The following is a 19,622-nucleotide window of genomic DNA, read 5'->3' as shown; positions in this document are numbered from 1 at the left end:
TGCGGGAGGGCCGGGTTCTTTATGAACGCAATCGGCGACCGCGGTCAGCTCCGCGCCGCCTCCACGGCCCGCCCGAGGACCGTCTCCGCGTCGGTGATCGTCCGGGCCAGCGCGGCCGGGTCGTCCGTCAGGCTCCCTACGAGCCCGTCCACGTCACGCAGACCCGCCCGCGCGACGAGCCCCTTCTCGTTCGTGACCCACTCCCCACGCGCCGCCAGCACCGCGTGCGCGGTCTGGGTCGTGGCGAGGGCGATCGCGCCCGCGACCTGGGTGAGGGCGCTCTTCGGCGCGTGGCCGGCCCTGGCGTAGGCAAGGGTGGCGGTGGCCATGCCGTGCCAGTGGGCCGGGGCGGTCTCGCGCAGGGCCGGTGGGTAGGTGCCGGCGCGGGGCAGGCCGCCTCGCAGCACCTTGTTGACCGCGAGTTCGGCGACGAGCAGATACGTCGGGATGCCCGCCAGGTCCAGATCCCGGTAGTGGACGTCCACCCGCCTGCCGTCGATCGTCAGCCAGGCACCTCCGTTGAAGACACCGCCGCCCCAGGCGCCGATCGCGGACACCTCGCCCTCCCAGCCGACCGCGCGGAGATCGGCCGGGTGGTGTCGAGGAAGGGCGGCACGAGACGGCTCCAGGGCGGGCGGAGGGTGCGGGGCTGGGGCAGCGTAGGGGAACCGTTCGGGCGTCGTGAAACGAAATACGGGTGCGCTCGCCTGCCGGGGCCTCGCATGATCGGTGGGTTGTCCTGTCGCCGACCGTAGATCGGAAGACTCCGTGATCCAGCGCGTCACCGTCCCGAGCCTGTTCCCGCCGCCCACCTACTCCCACGCGTCCGTCGTGGAAGCCGGCACGAGACTGGCGTTCCTGGCCGGCGCCGTGCCGCTGGATGCCCGGGGTGAGCTCGTCGGTCCGGGAGATCCCGTGCGGCAGGCCGAGCAGGTGATCGCCAACCTGAAGGAGCAACTGAGCGCCGTGGGGAGCGATCTGGCGCATGTCGTGGCGACCGACGTGTATGTCGTGGGCAGTGAACCGACCGCGCTGTCCTCCGTGTGGGAGGTCGTCGAGGCGTCCGGGCTCAGCGCCGGTCCGCACTCGTCGACGCTGATCGGCGTGGCGTGCCTCGGATACACGGGGCAGCTGGTGGAGATTACGGCGACAGCCGTCGTGCCCGACGGGGCGCCGACCTGAGGAGAACTCCATGCTGATCGAGCACCGCGGGCGGCGCCCCGTCGTCCCCGAGTCCGCGTACGTCGCTCCGACGGCCGTCCTGTGCGGGGCGGTCGTCCTCGGTGAGCGCAGCCGGGTGCTGCACGGGGCCGTGCTCACCGCCGAGGACGGGGAGGTACGGGTGGGCTCGGACGTGGTCGTGATGGAGAACGCGCTGGTGCGGGGGCGGGCCGGGCACCCCGCCGTGATCGGTGACGCCGTGCTCGTCGGCCCGCACGCCCATGTCAACGGGGCGACCCTGGAGGACGAGGTCTTCGTGGCCACCGGCGCCTGCGTCTTCCCGGGGGCCGTCGCGAGCACCGGCTCCGAGCTGCGGATCCACAGCGTGCTGCACGTCAACTCCGTACTGCCGCCCGGCACGGTCCTGCCCATCGGCTGGATCGCGGCGGGAGCGCCCCGCGCCCGGCTCTTCGCCCCCGGCGAGCACGACGAACTGTGGCAGATGCAGGAGGCGCTGGACTTCCCCGGCACGGTGTACGGCATCCCGCGCGGCACGTCGATGCGGGAGGTCATGGCCCGCCAGGTGACGTTCTACGGGGCTCACCGCGACGACGTCACCCTCGACGGCCCGTCATGAGCCACCGCCGTTCGGGCCGCCCCACACCCTCCGCTTCGGCAGCGCCTCCGCATAGCTCCCCACCCGACTGGTCGTCAGCCCCAATGCCACCAGCGACTCCGCGAGTTTGACCGCCGCCGCGACCCCGTCGACGACCGGCAGGCCCAGCTTCTCCCCGACCGCCCGCTGCAGCCCGGTCATCCCCGCGCAGCCCAGCACCAGCACCTCCGCCCCGGCCGCACACGCCCGTTCGGCGGCGGCGAGGAACGCCGTCTCCGTGCGCTCGTCGTCGCCGAGGTCGAGCACGTTCAGGCCCGTGCCGACGACCGCGGCGCAGTTCCGCGCGACGCCCGCCGTCTCCAGGCTGTCCTCGATCTGGCCGCGCGACCGCTCCAGGGTGGTGACGACGCCGTAGCGGCGGCCCAGCAGGCAGGCGAGATGCGCGGCGGCCTCGGTGATGTCGACGACGGGTACGTCCACCAGTTCCCGCACGCCCTCCCGCCCGTGCTCCCCGAAGCCGGCCATGACCACGGCGTCGTACGGCGGTCCGTCGTAGGTCCGCAGCGTGTCCAGGACGGCCGCGGCGGACAGGTAGCTGTCGAGCCAGCCCTCCGCGGACTCGGGCCCCCAGGCGGGGGTCAGTCCGGTCACGGTGGTGCCCGGGCCTGCGGCGGCCCGGGCACCTCGTACGATCTCCTCGGTCATCTCCTGCGTGGTGTTGCAGTTGGTGACGACGATCCGCACGTCTCTCAGACCTCCATGGCAGGGCGCTCGGCGGTGGGTTCGGCAGTGCGTTCGCTACGGCACAGGACCGCGTACAGCCCGGCCGCGAGTGCCGTGCCGATGAACCAGGAGTACGGCGCCACATCGCTGAAGGTCTTCACCAGCGCGAGGATGGCTGCGACACCGGCCGCGGGCAGGAACGCCCACAGCGCCTTGGGGTTGACGCCCTTGCGGTAGTAGAAGCGGGTGCCGGGGGTCGCGTCGAACAGTTCGTCCACGTTCACACGGCCGCGCTTGACCCAGTAGTAGTCGAGCATGATCACGCCGAACAGCGGGCCGAGGAAGGCGCCGAGGCCGCCGAGGAAGTAGTTCACGACCGTCGGGTTGGAGAAGAGGTTCCACGGGGTGACGAGCAGGGCCGCGACCGTGCTGATCATGCCGCCGACCTTGAAGGTGATCTTCTGCGGCCAGACGTTGGCCAGGTCGTACGCAGGTGAGACGAAGTTGGCGACGATGTTGACGCCCATGGTGGCGATGGCGAAGGTCAGCGCGCCCAGCACCAGCACCCAGGTGTTGCCGATCTCGGCGACGAGGTAGGCGGGGTCGGTGATCTCCTTGCCGAAGACCTCGTAGGCGCCCGCGGTGACGATGACCGAGACGATCACGAAGGCCGTGGAGTTGATGGGCAGGCCCCAGAAGTTGCCGCGCTTGACCGACTTGTAGTCGGGGGCGAAGCGGGAGAAGTCGCAGAAGTTGAGCATCAGGGTGCCGTACGTGGCGAGGACCAGGCCGATCGCGCCGAACCACTGGCGCCACTGCTCGCCCACGGAGACCGGGTGCGGGGTGGAGGTGAGCGAGATCGTCCAGCCGGCCTTGTAGAGGATCCACCCGGCCAGCGCGATCATCACGAGCCAGATCGCCGGACCGCAGAAGTCCTGGAACTTGCGGACCGACTCCATGCCCCGGCTGATGATCGCCGCCTGCACCAGCCACAGGGCGACGAAGGACACCCAGCCCAGTGCGTCCAGGCCCAGGAAGGAGTTGTGCGTCCACGACTGCAGGCCCGGCCAGGCCGCGAGCAGCATCACGTTGACGGCGACGGAGGCGAGATAGGTCTGGATGCCGTACCACATGATGGCGATCACGGCCCTGATCAGCGCCGGGATGTTGGCGCCCCAGACACCGAAGGCGATACGGCTGACCACCGGGAAGGGGACGCCGTGGCGCTGCCCGATCTTCCCCATCCAGTTCATGCCGATGTAGATGATCACGAAGCCGACGAGCAGGGACGTGAAGATCTGCCAGACGTTCATGCCGAGGAAGAGCAGTCCGGCGGCGAAGGTGTAGTTGCCGAGGTTGTGGACGTCGGACATCCACATGGCGAAGAGGTCGAAGACCTTCCAGTTGCGCTTCTTGGCGGGCGCGAGGTCTTCGTTGGTGAGGCGGGGATCGGGGACGAACGCTGGGGTGCCGGTCTCTGCGGCACGGTCGGCGAGGGACACGGGGACCTCCATGAGCAAGGGGACGACGGAGGGCTGCTCGATGGCAACTGTTCGGTGGAAACTGCTCAGCGGGCGGGTGTTTGGTATACCAAACTGCGTCATGGTCTCCCCGTCAACCGTTCTGACCGATGTCGCTGTTGTTAACGCTGGGTAAAAGACACCTCGCCTCGGCGAAGATGGGCTGCATGACGAAGATCGAACCCCTGGGCGCAGTACGCGAACGCGTCACCTCCGAGCTGCGGCAGGAGATCATCGCGGGCAGCCTCCGCCCCGGCGACCGCCTGGTCGAACGCGAGCTGGCGGAGCGTTTCGGCGTCTCGCGCGTTCCGGTACGGGAGGCGATCCGGGCCCTCGTCGCCGAGGGCTTCGTCCACTTCGAGACCCCGCGCCGTACGGTCGTACGCCGCCTCACCCCGACCGATGTCAAGGAACTGTTCGAACTGCGCGAGGCGCTGGAGGTCTACGCCGCCGGACTGGCCGCGTCCCGCGCGACCCCGCAGGACCTGGCCGAGGTCCAGGAACTGATCGACCGCGCCGCCGCCGCGACCGAGGCCGAGGACGCCGAGGTGATCACGGACGTCAACAGCCGCCTGCACGACCGCATCATGGCGATGGCGGGCAACAGCCTGCTGACCGAGGCCCTGGAACCGGTCGCCGGCCGGCTGCGCTGGATGACCCGGCGCAACGAGGAGTGGCCCCAGCTCCTCGTCGAGCACCGCGAGTTGTACGAGGCGATCGCCTCGGGCGACCCGGACCGGGCCCGCGCGCACGCGCTCAGGCACGTACGCACCAACTACCGCTCCACGGTGCGGCATCTGTTCGGCGAAGAGGCTCCCTAGCCGCCGTCGGTGGGCAGGCCCGACGCCTGCCCGGCCGTTCGCAGGACGTCGCGCAGCATCGCGGGGGTGAGCCGGCCCGTGAAGGTGTTGCGCTGGCTGACGTGGAAGCAGCCGAAGAGTTCCAGGCCGTCGAGGTCATAGCGGGCCCCGTGGGCGAAGGCGGGGCGGGGCCGGGGCACGGACCAGCCCGCCTCGGCGAACGCCGGCAGCGCGGCCTGCCAGCCGAAGGCGCCGAGCACGACGACGGCACGCAGGGTCGGACGCAGCAGCTCCAGTTCCCGCACGAGCCAGGGACGGCAGGTGTCCCGCTCCTCGGGAGTGGGCTTGTTGGCGGGCGGGGCGCAGTGCACGGGCGAGGTGACACGTACGCCGTACAGCTCCAGGCCGTCGTGGGCGTGCACGGCCGTGGGCTGCGAGGCGAGACCGACGTCGTACAGCGCCTCGTACAGGACGTCCCCGGAGCGGTCGCCGGTGAACATCCGCCCGGTGCGGTTGCCGCCGTGGGCGGCGGGGGCGAGCCCTACGATCAGCAGCCGGGCGTCCGCCGGCCCGAACCCGGGCACCGGCCGGCCCCAGTACGTCCAGTCCGCGTAGGCGGCCCGCTTGGCACGGGCCACCTCCTCACGCCAGGAGACCAGCCGCGGACAGGCCCGGCAGTCCGCGATGCGCCGGTCGAGGAGGGGAAGGCCGCTGGAGTCCATCACTCCACGGTAGGCGCGGGGCGGGTGGTGGTGAGCTGCGCGGCCCGCTCCTCTCCGCGGCGGAGCCACAGCAGCGCCCCGGCGAGCAGCACGGCCCCCGTCAGGAGCCATGGCAGCGGGCCCGGCCGCATCACCCCGACGATGAGGCCGGTGAGCGCGCCGACCAGTTGCTGGGCGAGGGACTGGACGGACAGGGCGGTGGCGCGGCCCTCGCTAGAGACGCGCCGGTGCAGCAGTTCGTTCTCGTTGGGGCCCGCCGCGCCGAGACCGAGGTAGATCAGGCAGAAGCCGGCGACCGCGAGGGTCGTGGCCACCGGGTGTACGGCGGACGCGGTGACACCGAGCAGGAGCAGGCCGCTCGCCGCCGCCCCGAGGCAGACCAGCACGGCCCGCTCGCCGCCGCCCGCGACCCGGGCGGCGAGCGGGGCGAGGTGGCTGCCGACGCCGGAGCAGGCGAAACCCGCACAGGCGAGCACGGCGTAGACCAGCGCCCCGGACCCGGTCGCCCCGGTCAGCGCGACGGTACGGCCCGGTATGAGCAGTTCGATGACGGCCAGGGCACTTCCGGCGGCCGCGGCGCTGAGCACGACCCGGCGGACCAGCGCGTCCCGTCCGCCCAGCCGCAGCCCGCCCAGGACGGTGACCGGCACGCCGCGCAGCACAGATCGCAGGGTGGCCGGCGGTCGCGGCGGCTCCCGCAGGACGGCGAGCACATAGAAGACGAAGACGACCCTGACCACGGCTCCGAGCAGCACGGGAACGGCCAGGGGCGGCACCGCCCCGGAGGTCGCCCCGCTCAGCCTGGCACCGAGGTCGGGTCCGATGCCGAGCAGCCAGGGCAGGGCCCCGCCGAGCAGCAGGCCGACCGCGAGCGCGGCGGAGGTCGCGGATCCGCCCCGGGCCAGCCCCGTCCGCAGCTCGGCGTCGGGGCCGGACACCTCCTGCACGGTGTCGACGTACCAGGCCTCCGCGGTACCGCTGGCCAAGGCCCGGGCCACGCCCATGAGCACCATGCCGGCGGTGAGCACCCAGGCGGTGGTGCCGAGGCCGACCAGGAGCGCGGCGACGAGGTTGAGCACACCGGCCACGGCCAGGACCGGCCGCCGCCCGAGGACGTCGGAGAGCCCGCCGGTGGGCAGCTCCAGCACGGCCACGGTCAGTGAGTGAACGGCGAAGAGGCCCGCCACCGCGGCGAGGGACATCCCGCGCTCGCTGAACAGGAGGACCATCGAGGCCATACCGAGGCCCGGCGGCAGCCATAAGAGCGCGCAGACGGTGGCGTAACGGCGACGAGCGGCCCGTATCCCGGGCACCTCGGCAACGAGATGCGTCATGAGGTGCCCTCGCGGGCCCCGCCCGCAGGGCCTTGCCGGTCTGCATCCGCACGGCCTTGCCGGCCTGCGTCCTCACGGTCGTGCGGGCCTGCGTCCTCACGGTCGTGCGGGTCTACGTCTTCACGGTCGTGCGGGGCGAGCGGCAAGCCGGCGGTGAGGAGCACCACGTGTTCGGCGCGCGGGTCGTCCGCGTCCCGGGCGGTCAGTTCCTCCAGCTTCCCGGCGATCGTTTCCCACAGTTCGGTGAGCGACCCGGCCGTCAGGCGGGGCATGAGGTCGCTGATCCCGGACGCCTCCACCCACTCCTGACCGAGTCGCCCGCCGGCCATGTCCGCCTCGTGCCGGGCGAGGGACGACTCCAGGTGCTCCAACTGCCGCCGCCGCGCCAGGCTGACGAAGGCCCGGCCCGCCTCGGAGGACTCCATCGCCTCGTTGCTCCAGGACGTCACGGTGTGCAGCGCCCGCCAGCGCCGCTCCCGCCCGTCACGATGCTCGGCCTCGGCGATGAAGGCGTACTTCGCCAGCACCCTCAGGTGGTAACTGGCCGACGCCGACGACTCCCCCGTCCGCACGGCGAGCTCACTGGCCGTGGCGGGCCCGTCCTGTCGCAGCAGCCCGAGCAGCCGAATGCGCAGGGGGTGGGTGAGGGCCTTCAGGGCGGCGGTGTCGTGCTCGGGGTCGAGTACGCGATTGTGCTCGTCGCTGTCCATGCCGGGAGGGTAGGCCGCCGCGGGCATTCAGCAAAAGACATTTTGCAAAACTTGTTTTGTAGATGCCGTCGGAGGAGAATTCCCCACCTGATCGGACCACTCGGAGGACTAGGGTCGGGGACATGGCTTCACAAGGTGCGGCGAACAACACCGGCGACGGAGAGGCGAAGGCCCTCGACCCGAAGGTCGCCGAGGCGATCGCCGCCGCCGACGCGGCCGGGCCGCAGAGCGGCGAGACCGTCCGCGTCGACAGCTGGATCTGGTCCGTACGTCTCGTCAAGACCCGTTCCATGGGAGCCACCGCCTGCCGCGGCGGGCACGTCCGCGTCAACGGCGACCGCGTGAAACCCGCACACGCCGTACGCGTCGGCGACGAGGTGCGCCTGCGGCACGAGGGCCGGGAGCGAGTCGTGATCGTCACGCGCCTGATCCGCAAGCGCGTCGGCGCCCCCGTCGCCGCACAGTGCTACATCGACAACTCCCCGCCGCCCCCGCCCCGCGAGGCCGTCGCCCCGGCCGGCATCCGCGACCGCGGCGCGGGCCGCCCGACGAAGCGGGACCGCCGCGAAATGGAACGCCTGCGCGGACTGACCGGCCCGGGCGACGGCGACGGTCTCGGCAGCGACGTCGGCAAGCCCACGTCTTGAGGGCAACACGTCGACGTCCGGGGCGAGCCCCTGGGCTCGCCCCGGACACCGTCGGCGTCGCACGCGGCACGGTGTCACCCGGTCACGCCCGTCGCCGCAGCAGTCGCAGCAGCTCCGCGTTGTGCCCCCGCCGCGCCCAGGCTATGAGGGCGAGCGGCACGATCAGGATGAGCGGCGTCGCCGCGTACTGCCCGTCGAACACGGCTACCTGCACGACGAACGCGCCCACCATCAACGCGCTCAACGCCATCGCCGCCACCGACTGGAGCACCGGGATCAACAGGGCCATCGCTCCGGCCAGTTCGAGCACCCCGATGGTGTACATCCCCGCGCTGCCCCAGCCGAGCTTCTCGAAGGACTCGGCGGCGGACGGGTGCGCGATCAGCTTGGGCAGGGCGCTCGGGATCGCGTAGAAGAGGGCGAGCAGCACCTGAAGACCGCGCAGGGCGAGCCGGGCGCGCCGCCCGCGAGCGGTCGCGGACTCGGCGACGACGACGCCGGCAGAAGCGGAAGCGGCGGTGACGGGAGGGGTGGTCTCGGACATGAAGGTCTCCTGGGGGAAGCGGTCCGTGGTGGTGTCGAAGAGGTAGACCGCCGCTCGCCCGCGAACTCATCGCCGCCCAGCGGAATTTCTGCCCTCCCAGCCTCTCTTCACCTCGATGCCCGCTCGGCCCCGCCCGTCACGGGCAGAGTCGCAGGAGCCTGTCCCCCGGGTAGGGCGTCGTCCTGCTCACCCCCTGGACCCGACGGTAGAAGTCCGTCATCACGGCCGCGACCGGGGCGTTGCGGCTGAGGATCTCCGCCGTCCCGGGTGGCGCGCCCGTGGGCTTTCGCCCTTCGGCCCATGCGTGTATCAGTGCCCCACGCTCCTCCCATTCGCCCGTGTACAGGGCGGTGACCAGCCAGTTCACGAGCCAACTGGCCGTGTAGCAACGGTCGTAGGTGCGGTGCCGGTCGTAGAACTCGGCCTCGGTGTGCGAGAGGTCGAAACGGGTGGACAGGGCGAGGCCGTAGTCGGCGAAGTACAGGCGCCGGCCGTCGGTCAGGATGTTCTCGAAGTGGGCGTCGAAGTGGAGCAGCCCGCGGCTGTTCATGAAGGACGTGCCGGCCCGCAGTTCCTTCTCCACCAGGGAGCACGCCCGGTCGAGCGCCTCGCCACCGGCTCGCACCTGAGCCGTCAGCCATGCGTGGAGCGTCTGGGGGACGTACTCCAGGAACAGGGCGACACTCGCCGAGGACTGTTGCAGGGCCTCGATACGCCGCCGTACCGCCGCGCTCCCTCCCCAGTAGCAGGACCCGCCAGTGGTACATCAGGGGGAAGCCCTGGAACTGCCCGGAGAGCACCCAGTTCGTGGTCATGGTGTGGACGGTGACCTCCCGCCACGCCCCGAACCCGGGCCCGCCGACGCCGTACTGGCAGACCATCGGCAGCCCGAACACGTTGGCCGTGGACCGGAGGTGCTGCGTCTGCCGCTCCAGGTCCGTCAGGGGTACCCGCTTCACGAAGACCGGCGTGCCGGACACGTCCAGCCGGGCCGACTTCCCTCCGATGCCGGTGCCCAGCGGTGTGGCCGCGTCGACCAGCTCGCGCAGTTCGGCGTCACCGAGCAGCGCCAGGGACGTCGAGACCGTGTCGTAGCCGACGAGACGCCCGGGCTCCGCCACTCCATCCGCCTTCTCACGCACCTCGGTCTCCTAGGCCGCCCGCACCGCCCTCACCCATGTCCCGTCCTCCGTCAGATACCGGTCCGCCTTCAGGCCCGCTTCCTCCAGCGCCTCCTCGAACTGGTCCTTGGTCAGCGGTCGTGCCCGGAACGTCTGTGTCCAGACCGCGTCCGGGAACTCGTACTCCGCCCGCACCGAGTTGACCCCGTCGCCGACCGGCTCCGCCGACACGATCCGCACGGTGAAGCCGCTGGGGTCCACGCGCTCGCGCGGCAGGTTCGTGTGGTAGTCCGCGCCCTCCCGCTGGATCAGCACGCTGCCGCCCTCCGCGACATGGCGCGCACAGGTGCGCAGCAAGCCCCGCCGCACCTCGGCATCCCCCGCGTGCACGAGGAACGACGCGAGCAGCACCACATCGAAGGTCTCGCCCAGGTCCAGGGCCTCGATCGGGCTGCATATCGCCCGGGCCCCGCGCACGCGCTCCAGCATCTCGGCGGACTCGTCCACCGCTGTGACCGTGAACCCGCGCTCCAGCAGTCCACGGGTCATGCGGCCGACGCCGCTGCCCAGCTCCAGGATGCTCGCGCCCTTGGGCACCGCTGCGGCAATGATGTCCGGCTCGTCCCCGACGGGCAGTCGCGAGTAGAGCTCCACCGCGCAGCCGTCCGGGGTGATGGCCCCGGGTCCCGTCCCCTCGTACCCCTCACGCATTTTCATCTCCATGCCGGTCCAACGGCTCACGCCCGCACGCCAGTTCCTCTCCCGGCCGCCTTCACCCGACCGGGTGAACGATGTCCCGCACGGGCCCCGGCCCCCCGGTGGTCCGCGTCCGTAGCGGGGAGTACGTTGCAAGCAGGAGTGGAGATCGCGATGCGTACAGGCAGTGAACCGGCGACTGCGCGCAGTGCCCTGCGGGCGCGCTTCTGGCTGAGTGTGTGGGGGCTGGTCTGGGCGCTCTTCGGGACGGTCGCGTTCACGCTCGCCGGCCGGCCCGGCTGGGCCATCGCCTGCGGGGTGCTGCTGCTGGTCGTCACGATCGACCTGGTCGTCGTCCTCAGGCACATCCGCCAGGGCCCGCACTGGCAGCCGGGCCCCGACATCCCGCCCTACCGGCCACCCGAGGACCACCCCTGAGACAGCCGGGGCAGCCGAGGCGGACGGGGACGGCCGCTCACGAGTCGAAGCGCGCGGCCTTCTGGAACTGCGGGTTCGGGTCCAGCGCCGCCGCCAGGCGGAAATGGCGCTTCGCCTGGTCGGGGCGGTTCTGCCGCTCATAGGTGCGGGCGAGCGCGAAGTGGGCGAACGCGTTGTCCGGCTCTCGCTCCAGGACGATCGAGAACTCCAGCTCGGCCGGCCGCAGCTGCGCCGCCGCGAAGAAGGCACGCGCGCGCAGCAGTCGCGCGGCGGTGTTCTCCGGGTGCGCGGCGATGACTCCGTCGAGCAGCTTCACCGCGCCCCGCGGGTCCCGCGCGGCGAGCAGCTGCTCGGCGGCGCGGAAGTCGATGACATGCGTCTCCGGGGTACGTCCGGTGGAACCGCTGGTCTCGGGCACGGCAGAGTCCTTCCCTCACTGGAAAGGTTCAACGCCCCCTCGGGGTGCCGCTATTCCTGAGGGGCCGCTCGGCCCTGAGCGTCCGGCCGGGACGCGTGGGACCTGCGTACCAGCTCGGCCCACACGTCCTTCACGCGGCGCTCCAGTTCCTCCAGCGGGACGTCGTTGTCGACGACGACGTCCGCGATCTCCCGGCGCTGTTCGCGCGTCGCCTGGGCGGCCATCCGCGCCCGTGCGTCCTCCTCGGTCATGCCGCGCAGCCGTACGAGCCGGTCGAGTTGGGTCTCGGGGGCCGCGTCGACGACGATGACGAGGTCGTACAGCGGTGCGAGGCCGTTCTCCGTGAGGAGCGGGACGTCGTGGACGACGACCGCGTCCTCGGCGGCGGCCTCCTCCAGCTCACGGGAGCGGGCGCCGACCAGCGGGTGCACGATCGCGTTGAGGGTGGCGAGTCTCGCCGCGTCGGCGAAGACGATGGAGCCCAGCTTGGGGCGGTCAAGGCTGCCGTCGGGGGCGAGCACCTGCTCGCCGAAGGCCTCCACGACCGAGGCGAGACCCGGGGTCCCCGGCGCGACGACCTCCCGCGCGATGCGGTCCGCGTCGATCAGCACGGCCCCGCATGCGACGAGCAGCCGTGACACCTCACTCTTGCCGGCACCGATGCCGCCGGTCAGACCAACCTTCACCATGCCCGGAAGCCTAGACGCTCCCTCTGCCGGTCAGGTGTCGCCCTCTCGCTCCGCCAGGAAGCGTTCGAACTCCTTGCCGATCTCGTCGGCCGACGGGATGTCCACCGGCTCGGCGAGCATGTTGCCGCGGGTCTCGGCGCCCGCGACGGCGTCGTACTGGTGCTCCAGGCCCTCGATGAGGGCGGTGAGGTCTTCGTCGCCCTCGCGGATCTGCCGGTCGATCTCCGTCTGGGTGCGGTGGGCGTCGGAGCGCAGGGCGTGGGCGATACCGGGCAGCACCAGTCCGGTCGCCGCCGTGATGGCCTCCAGGACCGTCAGGGCCGCGTCCGGGTACGGGGAGCGGGCGATGTAGTGCGGGACATGGGCGGCGACACCGAGGACGTCGTGTCCGGCCTGGAGCAGGCGGTACTCGATGAGGGACTCGGCACTGCCGGGGACCTGCGCCTCCTCGAACGGGCTGCGGTGGCCCGGGACCAGGTCGGTGCGGTTGCCGTGCGGGGTGAGGCCGACGGGCCGGGTGTGCGGGACGCCCATGGGGATGCCGTGGAAGTTCACGGACAGGCGGACGCCGAGCCGCTCCACGATCTGCTTCACGGCCGCGGCGAAGCGCTCCCACTCCACGTCCGGCTCGGGGCCGGACAGCAGCAGGAACGGCGCTCCGGTGGCGTCCTGCACGAGCCGCACCTCGATGGCGGGCTCCTCGTAGTCGCTCCAGCGGTCGCGCTTGAACGTCAGCAGCGGGCGGCGGGCCCGGTAGTCCACGAGCCGGTCGTGATCGAAGCGGGCGACGACCTGGTGGGGCAGCGAGTCGAGCAGCCGGTCGACGATCTGGTCGCCCGCCTCCCCCGCGTCGATGTATCCGTCGAAGTGGTAGAGCATGACAAGACCGGCCGACTCCTGGGCGAGCGCCATGTCGACGACAGCCAGCCCCTTCGGCTCCCATGCGTACAAACCCTGCGGATCAAGCACAGTGACCGCTCCTCCTCGTGTTCATACGCCACAACGCCCTTACGGCCACGGGCATTCCCGGAGGAGGAGAATCATGATCTTGCCACGGGGGACAACACCCCGAAGGGGCGCGGGGAACTGCGCGACAAGCCCCCACCGGGCCGGCAGCCGACCCCCGACCGCCGCTCCCGAGCAGCGCTGAGGGGCCGCACCTCGAAAGGTACGGCCCCTCAGTCAAGAGCTACAGCTCAGTGGGCGTTCAGCTCTGCCCACCGGCCAGCTTCTCGCGCAGCGCGGCCAGCGCCTCGTCCGAGGCCAGCGCACCGGAGTTGTCCGGGCCCTCGGAGGAGTACGAACCGCCGCCACCGCTCGCGGCCGGAGCCGCACCCGCGGTGTCGCCGCCCTCGGCCGCCGCAGCGGCGTCGGCCTCGCGGGACTTGATGACCTGCGCCTGGTGCTGCTCGAAGCGGGTCTGCGCCTCGGCGTACTGGTTCTCCCACACCTCACGCTGGGACTCGAAGCCCTCGAGCCAGTCGTTGGTCTCGGGGTCGAAGCCCTCGGGGTAGATGTAGTTGCCCTGGTCGTCGTAGGACGCGGCCATGCCGTACAGGGTCGGGTCGAACTCGACCGTGGCCGGGTCGGCACCGAAGGCCTCGTTGGCCTGCTTCAGCGAGAGGCTGATGCGGCGACGCTCGAGGTCGATGTCGATGACCTTGACGAAGATCTCGTCGTTGACCTGGACGACCTGCTCCGGGATCTCCACGTGGCGCTCGGCCAGCTCGGAGATGTGGACCAGACCCTCGATGCCCTCGTCCACGCGGACGAACGCACCGAACGGAACCAGCTTCGTGACCTTGCCGGGCACGACCTGGCCGATCTGGTGGGTGCGGGCGAACTGCTGCCACGGGTCTTCCTGGGTCGCCTTCAGCGACAGGGAGACACGCTCGCGGTCCATGTCCACGTCGAGGACCTCGACGGTGACTTCCTGGCCGACCTCGACAACCTCGGAGGGGTGGTCGATGTGCTTCCAGGACAGCTCGGAGACGTGGACCAGACCGTCGACGCCACCCAGGTCCACGAAGGCACCGAAGTTGACGATCGAGGAGACGACGCCGGAACGGACCTGACCCTTCTGGAGGGTGGTGAGGAACGTCTGGCGGACCTCGGACTGGGTCTGCTCCAGCCAGGCACGGCGGGACAGGACCACGTTGTTGCGGTTCTTGTCCAGCTCGATGATCTTGGCCTCGAGCTCCTTGCCCACGTAGGGCTGGAGGTCGCGAACGCGGCGCATCTCGACCAGGGAGGCCGGGAGGAAGCCACGGAGGCCGATGTCGAGGATGAGACCACCCTTGACGACCTCGATGACGGTACCGGTGACGATCCCGTCCTCTTCCTTGATCTTCTCGATGGTGCCCCAGGCACGCTCGTACTGGGCGCGCTTCTTCGAGAGGATCAGGCGGCCTTCCTTGTCCTCCTTCTGGAGAACAAGGGCTTCGATCTCGTCACCGACGGCGACGACCTCGTTGGGGTCGACGTCGTGCTTGATCGAGAGCTCGCGGCTCGGGATAACGCCTTCGGTCTTGTAACCGATGTCGAGCAGGACCTCGTCCCGGTCGACCTTCACGATGACGCCGTCGACGATGTCGCCGTCGTTGAAGTACTTGATCGTCTCGTCGATCGCGGCGAGGAAGGCTTCCTCGTTACCGATGTCGTTGACCGCAACCTGCGGGGTCGTTGCGGTGGTCTCGGTGCTGCTCGTCATGTGGGAAAGGGCTCCGGTACGGACATTGAAGTCGTAGGTACTGCTACGCCGGAGCCCGTTTCGCTCTGCAGAAGCCGGACAGCCAAGGAAGCGCCACACAAAACCGGTGGCGCCTCGACAACCGAGGGGACATACATACAGTGCGAGCGCAGCCTGCTACGTCTGAGGTGCGCAAGCCCGCAGCGCAACTTGTAGCATACGGGGGCAGCCGGGCAGGGTCAATGCGCGAAGCCGCCCACCCGGGGCAGATCGCCGCATAACCGGCACAAGTCCTGTCCTGCGAGGCCACGCGGGCCGTACGGCACCCCTTCGCGACGCCTCTGGGACGGGCTGGACGGAAGAGTACGACGAGGGAGCCGATCATCCAAGAGTTCGAAGCGTCCGAACCCGAGGCGACCCGGCGTTCCGCCGGGGTCACGGAGAGTTCCCGCGCCAATCGTGGCTGGTGGGACCGCAACGCGGACGAGTACCAGGTCGAGCACGGCACATTCCTCGGCGACGACCGATTCGTGTGGGGCCCCGAGGGCCTCGACGAGGTGGAGGCCGAGCTGCTCGGCCCGCCGGAGGACCTGAAGGGCAAGGACGTCCTGGAGATCGGCGCGGGCGCGGCGCAGTGCTCGCGCTGGCTGGCCGGCCAGGGTGCCCGGCCGGTCGCCCTGGACATCTCGCACCGCCAGTTGCAGCACGCGCTGCGCATCGGCGGATCGGTCCCCCTGGTGTGCGCCGACGCCGGTGCGCTGCCCTTCGCGGACGGCTCGTTCGACCTCGTCTGCTCGGCGTACGGGGCGCTGCCCTTCGTGGCCGACCCGCGCCTTGTCCTGCGGGAGGTGCGCCGGGTGCTGCGGCCCGGGGGCCGTCTCGTCTTCTCGGTGACGCATCCGATCCGCTGGGCCTTCCCGGACGAGCCCGGGCCTGAGGGGCTGTCGGTGTCGGGGTCGTACTTCGACCGCACGCCCTACGTCGAGCAGGACGAGGAGGGCCGCGCGGTCTACGTCGAGCACCACCGGACGCTCGGCGACCGGGTCCGGGACGTCGCGGTGTCGGGCTTCCACCTGGTGGACCTGGTGGAGCCGGAGTGGCCGGCCTGGAACACCTCCGAGTGGGGCGGCTGGTCGCCGCTGCGCGGGAACCTGATCCCGGGGACGGCCATCTTCGTGTGCGAGCGAAGCGAGATGGGGACACCCCCGGCCGGAGGCTGAGGGAGAGACTGAGTGCGTGATCCGCTACGACGCCCTGGACGCCCTGCCCGTACGTGGTGCCCTGCCCGCCCTCGACGACGCTCTGGAGGGGCACGGCACCGCCGTCCTCGTGGCGCCGCCCGGCACCGGCAAGACGACGCTGGTGCCGCTGGCCCTCGCGGGGCTGCTCGGGGAGGGGCCTGAGCGGCGGGTGATCGTGGCCGAGCCGCGGCGGATCGCGGCCCGGGCGGCGGCGCGCCGGATGGCGTGGCTGCTGGGCGAGAAGCCCGGCGGGAGCGTCGGCCACACCGTGCGCGGGGAACGGGTCGTCGGGCGGCACACGCGCGTGGAAGTCGTCACGACCGGTGTGCTGGTGCAGCGGTTGCAGCGGGACCAGGAGCTGACCGGTGTCGACGTGGTGGTGCTCGACGAGTGCCATGAGCGCCATCTGGACGCGGACACGGCGGCGGCGTTCCTGTGGGACGTGCGGCAGACCCTGCGGCCCGAGCTGCGGCTGGTGGCCGCCTCGGCGACGACCGACGCGCAGGGGTGGGCGGCGCTGCTGGGCGACGCTCCGGTGGTGGAGGCCCAGGGGGCGGCGTATCCGGTGGAGGTGGTGTGGACGCCGCCGGTGCATCCCGTACGGCCGCCGCACGGGATGCGTGTCGATCCGGCGCTGCTGACGCATGTGGCGTCGGTGGTGCGGCGGGCCCTGGCCGAGCGGGACGGGGACGTGCTGTGTTTTCTGCCGGGCGTGGGCGAGATCGCCCGGGTGGCCGGGCAGCTCGGGGGCCTTGGGGACGTCGAAGTGCTGCAGGTGCACGGGCGGGCGCCGGCCGCCGTGCAGGACGCGGTACTCGCCCCGGGTGCACGGCGGCGGGTCGTGCTGGCCACGTCGGTGGCGGAGTCGTCGTTGACGGTGCCGGGCGTGCGGGTCGTCGTGGACTCGGGGCTGGCGCGCGAGCCGCGGGTCGACCACGCGCGCGGGTTGAGCGCGTTGACGACGGTACGGGCGTCGCAGGCGGCCGGGCGGCAGCGGGCGGGGCGGGCCGGGCGTGAGGCGCCGGGGGCGGTGTACCGCTGCTGGGCGGAGGCCGAGGACGCGCGTCTGCCGCGTTTTCCTTCGCCGGAGATCAAGGTGGCCGACCTGACGGCGTTCGCGCTGCAGGTGGCGTGCTGGGGGGATCCTGACGCGTCCGGGCTGGCGTTGCTGGATCCACCGCCTTCCGGGGGCATGGCTGCGGCTCGGGATGTGCTGGGCGTTGTCGGGGCGGTCGACTCCGTCGGGCGGGCGACCGAGCGGGGAGTTGCCCTGTCGCGGCTGGGGCTGCATCCGCGGCTGGGGCGGGCGTTGCTCGACTCCGTGCCGTTCGTGGGGGTCGATCGGGCCTCGGAGGTGGTCGCCTTGCTGAGCGAGGAGGCACCTCGGGAGTACGGCGATGATCTGGCGGGTGCGCTGCGTCGTGCTCGGCGTGAGGGTGACGCCTATGCCACACGGTGGCGTCGCGAGGTTCGGCGGCTGCGGGCCCTCGGCTCTGAGATTTCCCACCCACTCACCCGTAACCGCCCTCCACTGGCAGAGGAAAAGACGGAGGCCGAGGCGTGGGCGGATGCCTCGGAGGACCGGCAGGTCGGGCTCGTCGCCGCTCTCGCCTATCCCGAGCGCGTCGCAAGGGCCGACGGTGGGTCGTGCCTCATGGTGTCCGGGACCCGGGCCGAGATGAGCGAGGGCAGCGCGCTGCGAGGGGCCGGCTGGGTCGCCGTCGCCGTGGCGGACCGGCCTGTCGGCAAGGGGCACGCGCGTGTGCAGTCGGGGGCCGTGGTCGACGAGAGGGTGGCCCGGCTCGCCGCGGGGGCGCTGCTGGACGAGCGGGACGAGGTGTGCTGGGACGGTGGGGACGTCGTGGCGCGGCGGGTGGAGCGGCTGGGGGCCGTGGAGTTGGCCGTGCGGTCGCTGAAGGACCCCGATCCGGGGCTCGTACGCGGTGCGCTGCTGGACGGGCTGCGGCGGGAGGGGCTCGGGTTGCTGCGGTGGTCGGCGGATGCCGAGGTCCTGCGGCAGCGGCTCGCGTTTCTGCGGCTGCACCTCGGTGAGCCCTGGCCCGATGTCGCCGACGACGCGCTCCACGCGCGCGTGGACGAGTGGCTGGAGCCGGAGCTGAGCCGGGCACGGCGGCGGGCCGATCTGGCGCGGATCGACGCCGGTCAGGCGCTGGCCCGGCTGCTGCCCTGGGCCTCCGGGGAGGCCGGGCGGCTCGACGAGCTGGCCCCGGAGCGGATGGCCGTGCCGAGCGGGTCGAGGATCCGTGTCGACTATGCGCGGCCCGAGCAGCCCGTGCTCGCGGTGAAGTTGCAGGAGATGTTCGGGCTGCAGGAGTCGCCCCGGGTCGCCGGGGTGCCGCTGCTCGTGCATCTGCTGTCCCCGGCGGGGCGGGCGGCCGCAGTCACGGCCGATCTCGCCTCGTTCTGGCGGGACGGCTACAAGGGCGTGCGGGCGGAGCTGCGCGGGCGGTATCCGAAGCATCCGTGGCCCGAGGACCCGGCGGGTGCCGAGCCGACCCGGTACACCAACGCCCGGCTCAGGCGCTGACCTGTGAGGGCTCCTCCGACGCTCTCGGAGCCGGGCCGGAGGGGCGGCGGCCGCGAGCCTCCAGGTACAGCGCGAGGGCCAGCAGGAGGACGCCGAGGGTGAGCGAGCCCCACGGCAGGTAGGACGTCATCAGCAGGATGAGCAGGCGCTGGGACTTCACCAGGTCGACCGTGTGCGTGATGTAGTCCTCGCGCATCTTCACGTGGCCGGCGAACGCGGTGACCTTGTCGCGGTCGCCGAGGAGGGCGCCGCCGCGCAGTTCCTCCTTGTGGATCTCCTCGCCGTAGACGGGGGCGCCGGTGAGGGGCTCGACCCAGAACTTGCGGACCGTGGTGTACCAGCGGGTCGTGCCGGTCTGGGCGACCGACTCGGGGGTGAGGCCCTCCACGGGGAGGGTCTTGGGGATCTTCACCTTGGTCCAGGGGATGGTCTGCTCGAAGTAGTAGACCTCCAGGCCTCGGAAGGTGCGGGTGTCCTGGTAGTGGATGGGGGCGGTGAGGCGGGCCTGGGCGTCGAAGTACTGATAGGCCCGTTTCTCCGTGAGGAAGGGCCATTTGAACTCGATGCCCTCGCGGCGCACCGGGTCGCCGTCGACCGACTCGCCGGTGGCGTGGACGGGCTCCTGGGTGTGGGCGTCGAAGATGTAGCGCTCGGGGATCTTCGACACCATCTCGCCGTCGGGGCCGACGACGTAGGACAGGCCGTCCCAGACGACCACGTCCCGGCCCGCCGACTCCTCGATCCTCTCGGAGGCCTCGACGTTGCCCTTGAGGGTCTGGACGATGGTGACCTTGGGGACCTTCTTCGCCCGCATGGTGCCGTAGTCCAGGAGGGTGGCGTCGCGGGCCTCCAGGACCATGTCCTGGTACTGGTTCGCGGGGACCTTGGCAAGGCGCGGGAAGGCGTACCAGCGCAGCAGCGGGGACAGTGCCGTGCAGAACACGGCGAGGGCGAGCAGGATCAGAGCGGCCTTGCGACGCATCTCGGCCTCCGTCCCGGGCGGGC

At 71.4% G+C, this 19,622-nt stretch carries 19 protein-coding genes and 2 pseudogenes; 7 read left to right on the top strand and 14 right to left on the bottom strand.

The features are described from left to right. Positions 1-44 precede the first annotated feature (44 nt). A pseudogene (locus tag ACZ6I3_RS03725) lies at positions 45-593 on the bottom strand (nucleotidyltransferase domain-containing protein); the annotation flags it as partial. A 175-nt stretch (positions 594-768) separates the two neighbouring features. On the opposite strand from ACZ6I3_RS03725, the gene ACZ6I3_RS03720 reads away from it, so the two are divergent. After that, on the top strand, positions 769-1,182 hold the full coding sequence (locus tag ACZ6I3_RS03720; protein ID WP_469411341.1) for a RidA family protein: 414 nt from the start codon (positions 769-771) through the stop codon (positions 1,180-1,182). Positions 1,183-1,192: 10 nt separating this feature from the next. Beyond that, a complete protein-coding gene (locus tag ACZ6I3_RS03715; RefSeq protein ID WP_469411339.1) occupies positions 1,193-1,798 on the top strand; it encodes a gamma carbonic anhydrase family protein in 606 nt (201 codons plus the stop codon). Here ACZ6I3_RS03715 and ACZ6I3_RS03710 read toward each other — a convergent pair. Further along, positions 1,793-2,521 (bottom strand): aspartate/glutamate racemase family protein, encoded by a 729-nt coding sequence (locus ACZ6I3_RS03710; protein ID WP_469411338.1) that lies wholly within the window; start codon positions 2,519-2,521, stop codon positions 1,793-1,795. The genes ACZ6I3_RS03715 and ACZ6I3_RS03710 overlap by 6 nt on opposite strands. Positions 2,522-2,526: 5 nt before the next feature. Further along, positions 2,527-4,002, bottom strand: a complete 1,476-nt coding sequence (locus ACZ6I3_RS03705; protein WP_469411336.1) for an NCS1 family nucleobase:cation symporter-1 — start codon at positions 4,000-4,002, stop codon at positions 2,527-2,529. Positions 4,003-4,187: 185 nt separating this feature from the next. On the opposite strand from ACZ6I3_RS03705, the gene ACZ6I3_RS03700 reads away from it, so the two are divergent. Next, a complete protein-coding gene (locus ACZ6I3_RS03700) occupies positions 4,188-4,841 on the top strand; it encodes a GntR family transcriptional regulator (protein WP_469411334.1) in 654 nt (217 codons plus the stop codon). On the opposite strand, the gene ACZ6I3_RS03695 is transcribed toward ACZ6I3_RS03700, so the two are convergent. From ACZ6I3_RS03695 to ACZ6I3_RS03685, 3 genes are read right to left on the bottom strand one after another with little or no spacing between them, the layout of a single operon-like run. Continuing rightward, on the bottom strand, positions 4,838-5,542 hold the full coding sequence (locus ACZ6I3_RS03695) for a uracil-DNA glycosylase (RefSeq protein ID WP_469411332.1): 705 nt from the start codon (positions 5,540-5,542) through the stop codon (positions 4,838-4,840). The two genes, ACZ6I3_RS03700 and ACZ6I3_RS03695, sit on opposite strands and share 4 nt — an antisense overlap. Beyond that, complete coding sequence (locus ACZ6I3_RS03690; RefSeq protein ID WP_469411331.1) at positions 5,542-6,876, bottom strand: MFS transporter; 1,335 nt, start codon at positions 6,874-6,876, stop codon at positions 5,542-5,544. The genes ACZ6I3_RS03695 and ACZ6I3_RS03690 overlap by 1 nt, the downstream gene beginning before the upstream one ends. Then, on the bottom strand, positions 6,873-7,586 hold the full coding sequence (locus ACZ6I3_RS03685; RefSeq protein WP_469411328.1) for a helix-turn-helix domain-containing protein: 714 nt from the start codon (positions 7,584-7,586) through the stop codon (positions 6,873-6,875). The genes ACZ6I3_RS03690 and ACZ6I3_RS03685 overlap by 4 nt, the downstream gene beginning before the upstream one ends. 122 nt (positions 7,587-7,708) lie before the next feature. Between ACZ6I3_RS03685 and ACZ6I3_RS03680 the strand changes: the two genes are divergently transcribed. After that, complete coding sequence (locus ACZ6I3_RS03680; RefSeq protein ID WP_469411326.1) at positions 7,709-8,233, top strand: RNA-binding S4 domain-containing protein; 525 nt, start codon at positions 7,709-7,711, stop codon at positions 8,231-8,233. Positions 8,234-8,315: 82 nt separating this feature from the next. Here ACZ6I3_RS03680 and ACZ6I3_RS03675 read toward each other — a convergent pair whose 3' ends face one another. From ACZ6I3_RS03675 to ACZ6I3_RS03665, 3 genes and pseudogenes are all read right to left on the bottom strand, one after another. After that, complete coding sequence (locus ACZ6I3_RS03675) at positions 8,316-8,777, bottom strand: DoxX family protein (protein WP_469411324.1); 462 nt, start codon at positions 8,775-8,777, stop codon at positions 8,316-8,318. A 136-nt stretch (positions 8,778-8,913) separates the two neighbouring features. Beyond that, positions 8,914-9,898: pseudogene (locus tag ACZ6I3_RS03670) on the bottom strand (protein kinase family protein). A gap of 30 nt (positions 9,899-9,928) precedes the next feature. After that, positions 9,929-10,609 (bottom strand): class I SAM-dependent methyltransferase, encoded by a 681-nt coding sequence (locus tag ACZ6I3_RS03665; protein WP_469411321.1) that lies wholly within the window; start codon positions 10,607-10,609, stop codon positions 9,929-9,931. Between the two features lie 159 nt (positions 10,610-10,768). Between ACZ6I3_RS03665 and ACZ6I3_RS03660 the strand changes: the two genes are divergently transcribed. After that, positions 10,769-11,032: a DUF6343 family protein gene (locus ACZ6I3_RS03660; protein WP_469411319.1), complete on the top strand. Its 264-nt coding sequence runs from the start codon at positions 10,769-10,771 to the stop codon at positions 11,030-11,032. A gap of 37 nt (positions 11,033-11,069) precedes the next feature. On the opposite strand, the gene ACZ6I3_RS03655 is transcribed toward ACZ6I3_RS03660, so the two are convergent. From ACZ6I3_RS03655 to rpsA, 4 genes are all read right to left on the bottom strand, one after another. Beyond that, a complete protein-coding gene (locus tag ACZ6I3_RS03655; RefSeq protein ID WP_189728861.1) occupies positions 11,070-11,450 on the bottom strand; it encodes a tetratricopeptide repeat protein in 381 nt (126 codons plus the stop codon). A 50-nt stretch (positions 11,451-11,500) separates the two neighbouring features. Continuing rightward, on the bottom strand, positions 11,501-12,139 hold the full coding sequence (gene coaE / locus ACZ6I3_RS03650) for a dephospho-CoA kinase (RefSeq protein ID WP_469411317.1): 639 nt from the start codon (positions 12,137-12,139) through the stop codon (positions 11,501-11,503). A gap of 30 nt (positions 12,140-12,169) precedes the next feature. Then, the gene (locus ACZ6I3_RS03645) at positions 12,170-13,108 is read right to left on the bottom strand and encodes a PAC2 family protein (protein ID WP_469411316.1); all 939 of its coding nucleotides are present in this window, start codon (positions 13,106-13,108) and stop codon (positions 12,170-12,172) included. Positions 13,109-13,346: 238 nt separating this feature from the next. Next, entirely contained in the window at positions 13,347-14,849 is a 1,503-nt protein-coding gene (gene rpsA / locus ACZ6I3_RS03640) for a 30S ribosomal protein S1 (RefSeq protein ID WP_469411313.1), read from the bottom strand. Between the two features lie 320 nt (positions 14,850-15,169). On the opposite strand from rpsA, the gene ACZ6I3_RS03635 reads away from it, so the two are divergent. Beyond that, positions 15,170-16,048, top strand: a complete 879-nt coding sequence (locus ACZ6I3_RS03635; RefSeq protein WP_469411687.1) for a class I SAM-dependent methyltransferase — start codon at positions 15,170-15,172, stop codon at positions 16,046-16,048. Between the two features lie 16 nt (positions 16,049-16,064). Next, positions 16,065-18,617: an ATP-dependent helicase HrpB gene (gene hrpB / locus ACZ6I3_RS03630; RefSeq protein ID WP_469411311.1), complete on the top strand. Its 2,553-nt coding sequence runs from the start codon at positions 16,065-16,067 to the stop codon at positions 18,615-18,617. On the opposite strand, the gene pgfA is transcribed toward hrpB, so the two are convergent. Next, on the bottom strand, positions 18,607-19,599 hold the full coding sequence (gene pgfA, locus ACZ6I3_RS03625; protein WP_469411309.1) for a cell envelope lipid trafficking protein PgfA: 993 nt from the start codon (positions 19,597-19,599) through the stop codon (positions 18,607-18,609). The two genes, hrpB and pgfA, sit on opposite strands and share 11 nt — an antisense overlap. Positions 19,600-19,622: the final 23 nt, after the last annotated feature.

Source organism: Streptomyces sp. NPDC041940 (assembly GCF_055589465.1).
This window is presented reverse-complemented; position numbering and strand designations above follow the sequence as displayed.

Coding starts and splice junctions, on each gene's coding strand:
- ACZ6I3_RS03715 (WP_469411339.1), top strand. CDS start 1,193: ATGCTGATCGAGCACCGCGGGCGGCGCCCCGTCGTCCCCGAGTCCGCG.
- ACZ6I3_RS03700 (WP_469411334.1), top strand. CDS start 4,188: ATGACGAAGATCGAACCCCTGGGCGCAGTACGCGAACGCGTCACCTCC.
- ACZ6I3_RS03695 (WP_469411332.1), bottom strand. CDS start 5,542: ATGGACTCCAGCGGCCTTCCCCTCCTCGACCGGCGCATCGCGGACTGC.
- ACZ6I3_RS03690 (WP_469411331.1), bottom strand. CDS start 6,876: ATGACGCATCTCGTTGCCGAGGTGCCCGGGATACGGGCCGCTCGTCGC.
- ACZ6I3_RS03685 (WP_469411328.1), bottom strand. CDS start 7,586: ATGGACAGCGACGAGCACAATCGCGTACTCGACCCCGAGCACGACACC.
- ACZ6I3_RS03680 (WP_469411326.1), top strand. CDS start 7,709: ATGGCTTCACAAGGTGCGGCGAACAACACCGGCGACGGAGAGGCGAAG.
- ACZ6I3_RS03675 (WP_469411324.1), bottom strand. CDS start 8,777: ATGTCCGAGACCACCCCTCCCGTCACCGCCGCTTCCGCTTCTGCCGGC.
- ACZ6I3_RS03665 (WP_469411321.1), bottom strand. CDS start 10,609: ATGCGTGAGGGGTACGAGGGGACGGGACCCGGGGCCATCACCCCGGAC.
- ACZ6I3_RS03660 (WP_469411319.1), top strand. CDS start 10,769: ATGCGTACAGGCAGTGAACCGGCGACTGCGCGCAGTGCCCTGCGGGCG.
- coaE (WP_469411317.1), bottom strand. CDS start 12,139: ATGGTGAAGGTTGGTCTGACCGGCGGCATCGGTGCCGGCAAGAGTGAG.
- rpsA (WP_469411313.1), bottom strand. CDS start 14,849: ATGACGAGCAGCACCGAGACCACCGCAACGACCCCGCAGGTTGCGGTC.
- pgfA (WP_469411309.1), bottom strand. CDS start 19,599: ATGCGTCGCAAGGCCGCTCTGATCCTGCTCGCCCTCGCCGTGTTCTGC.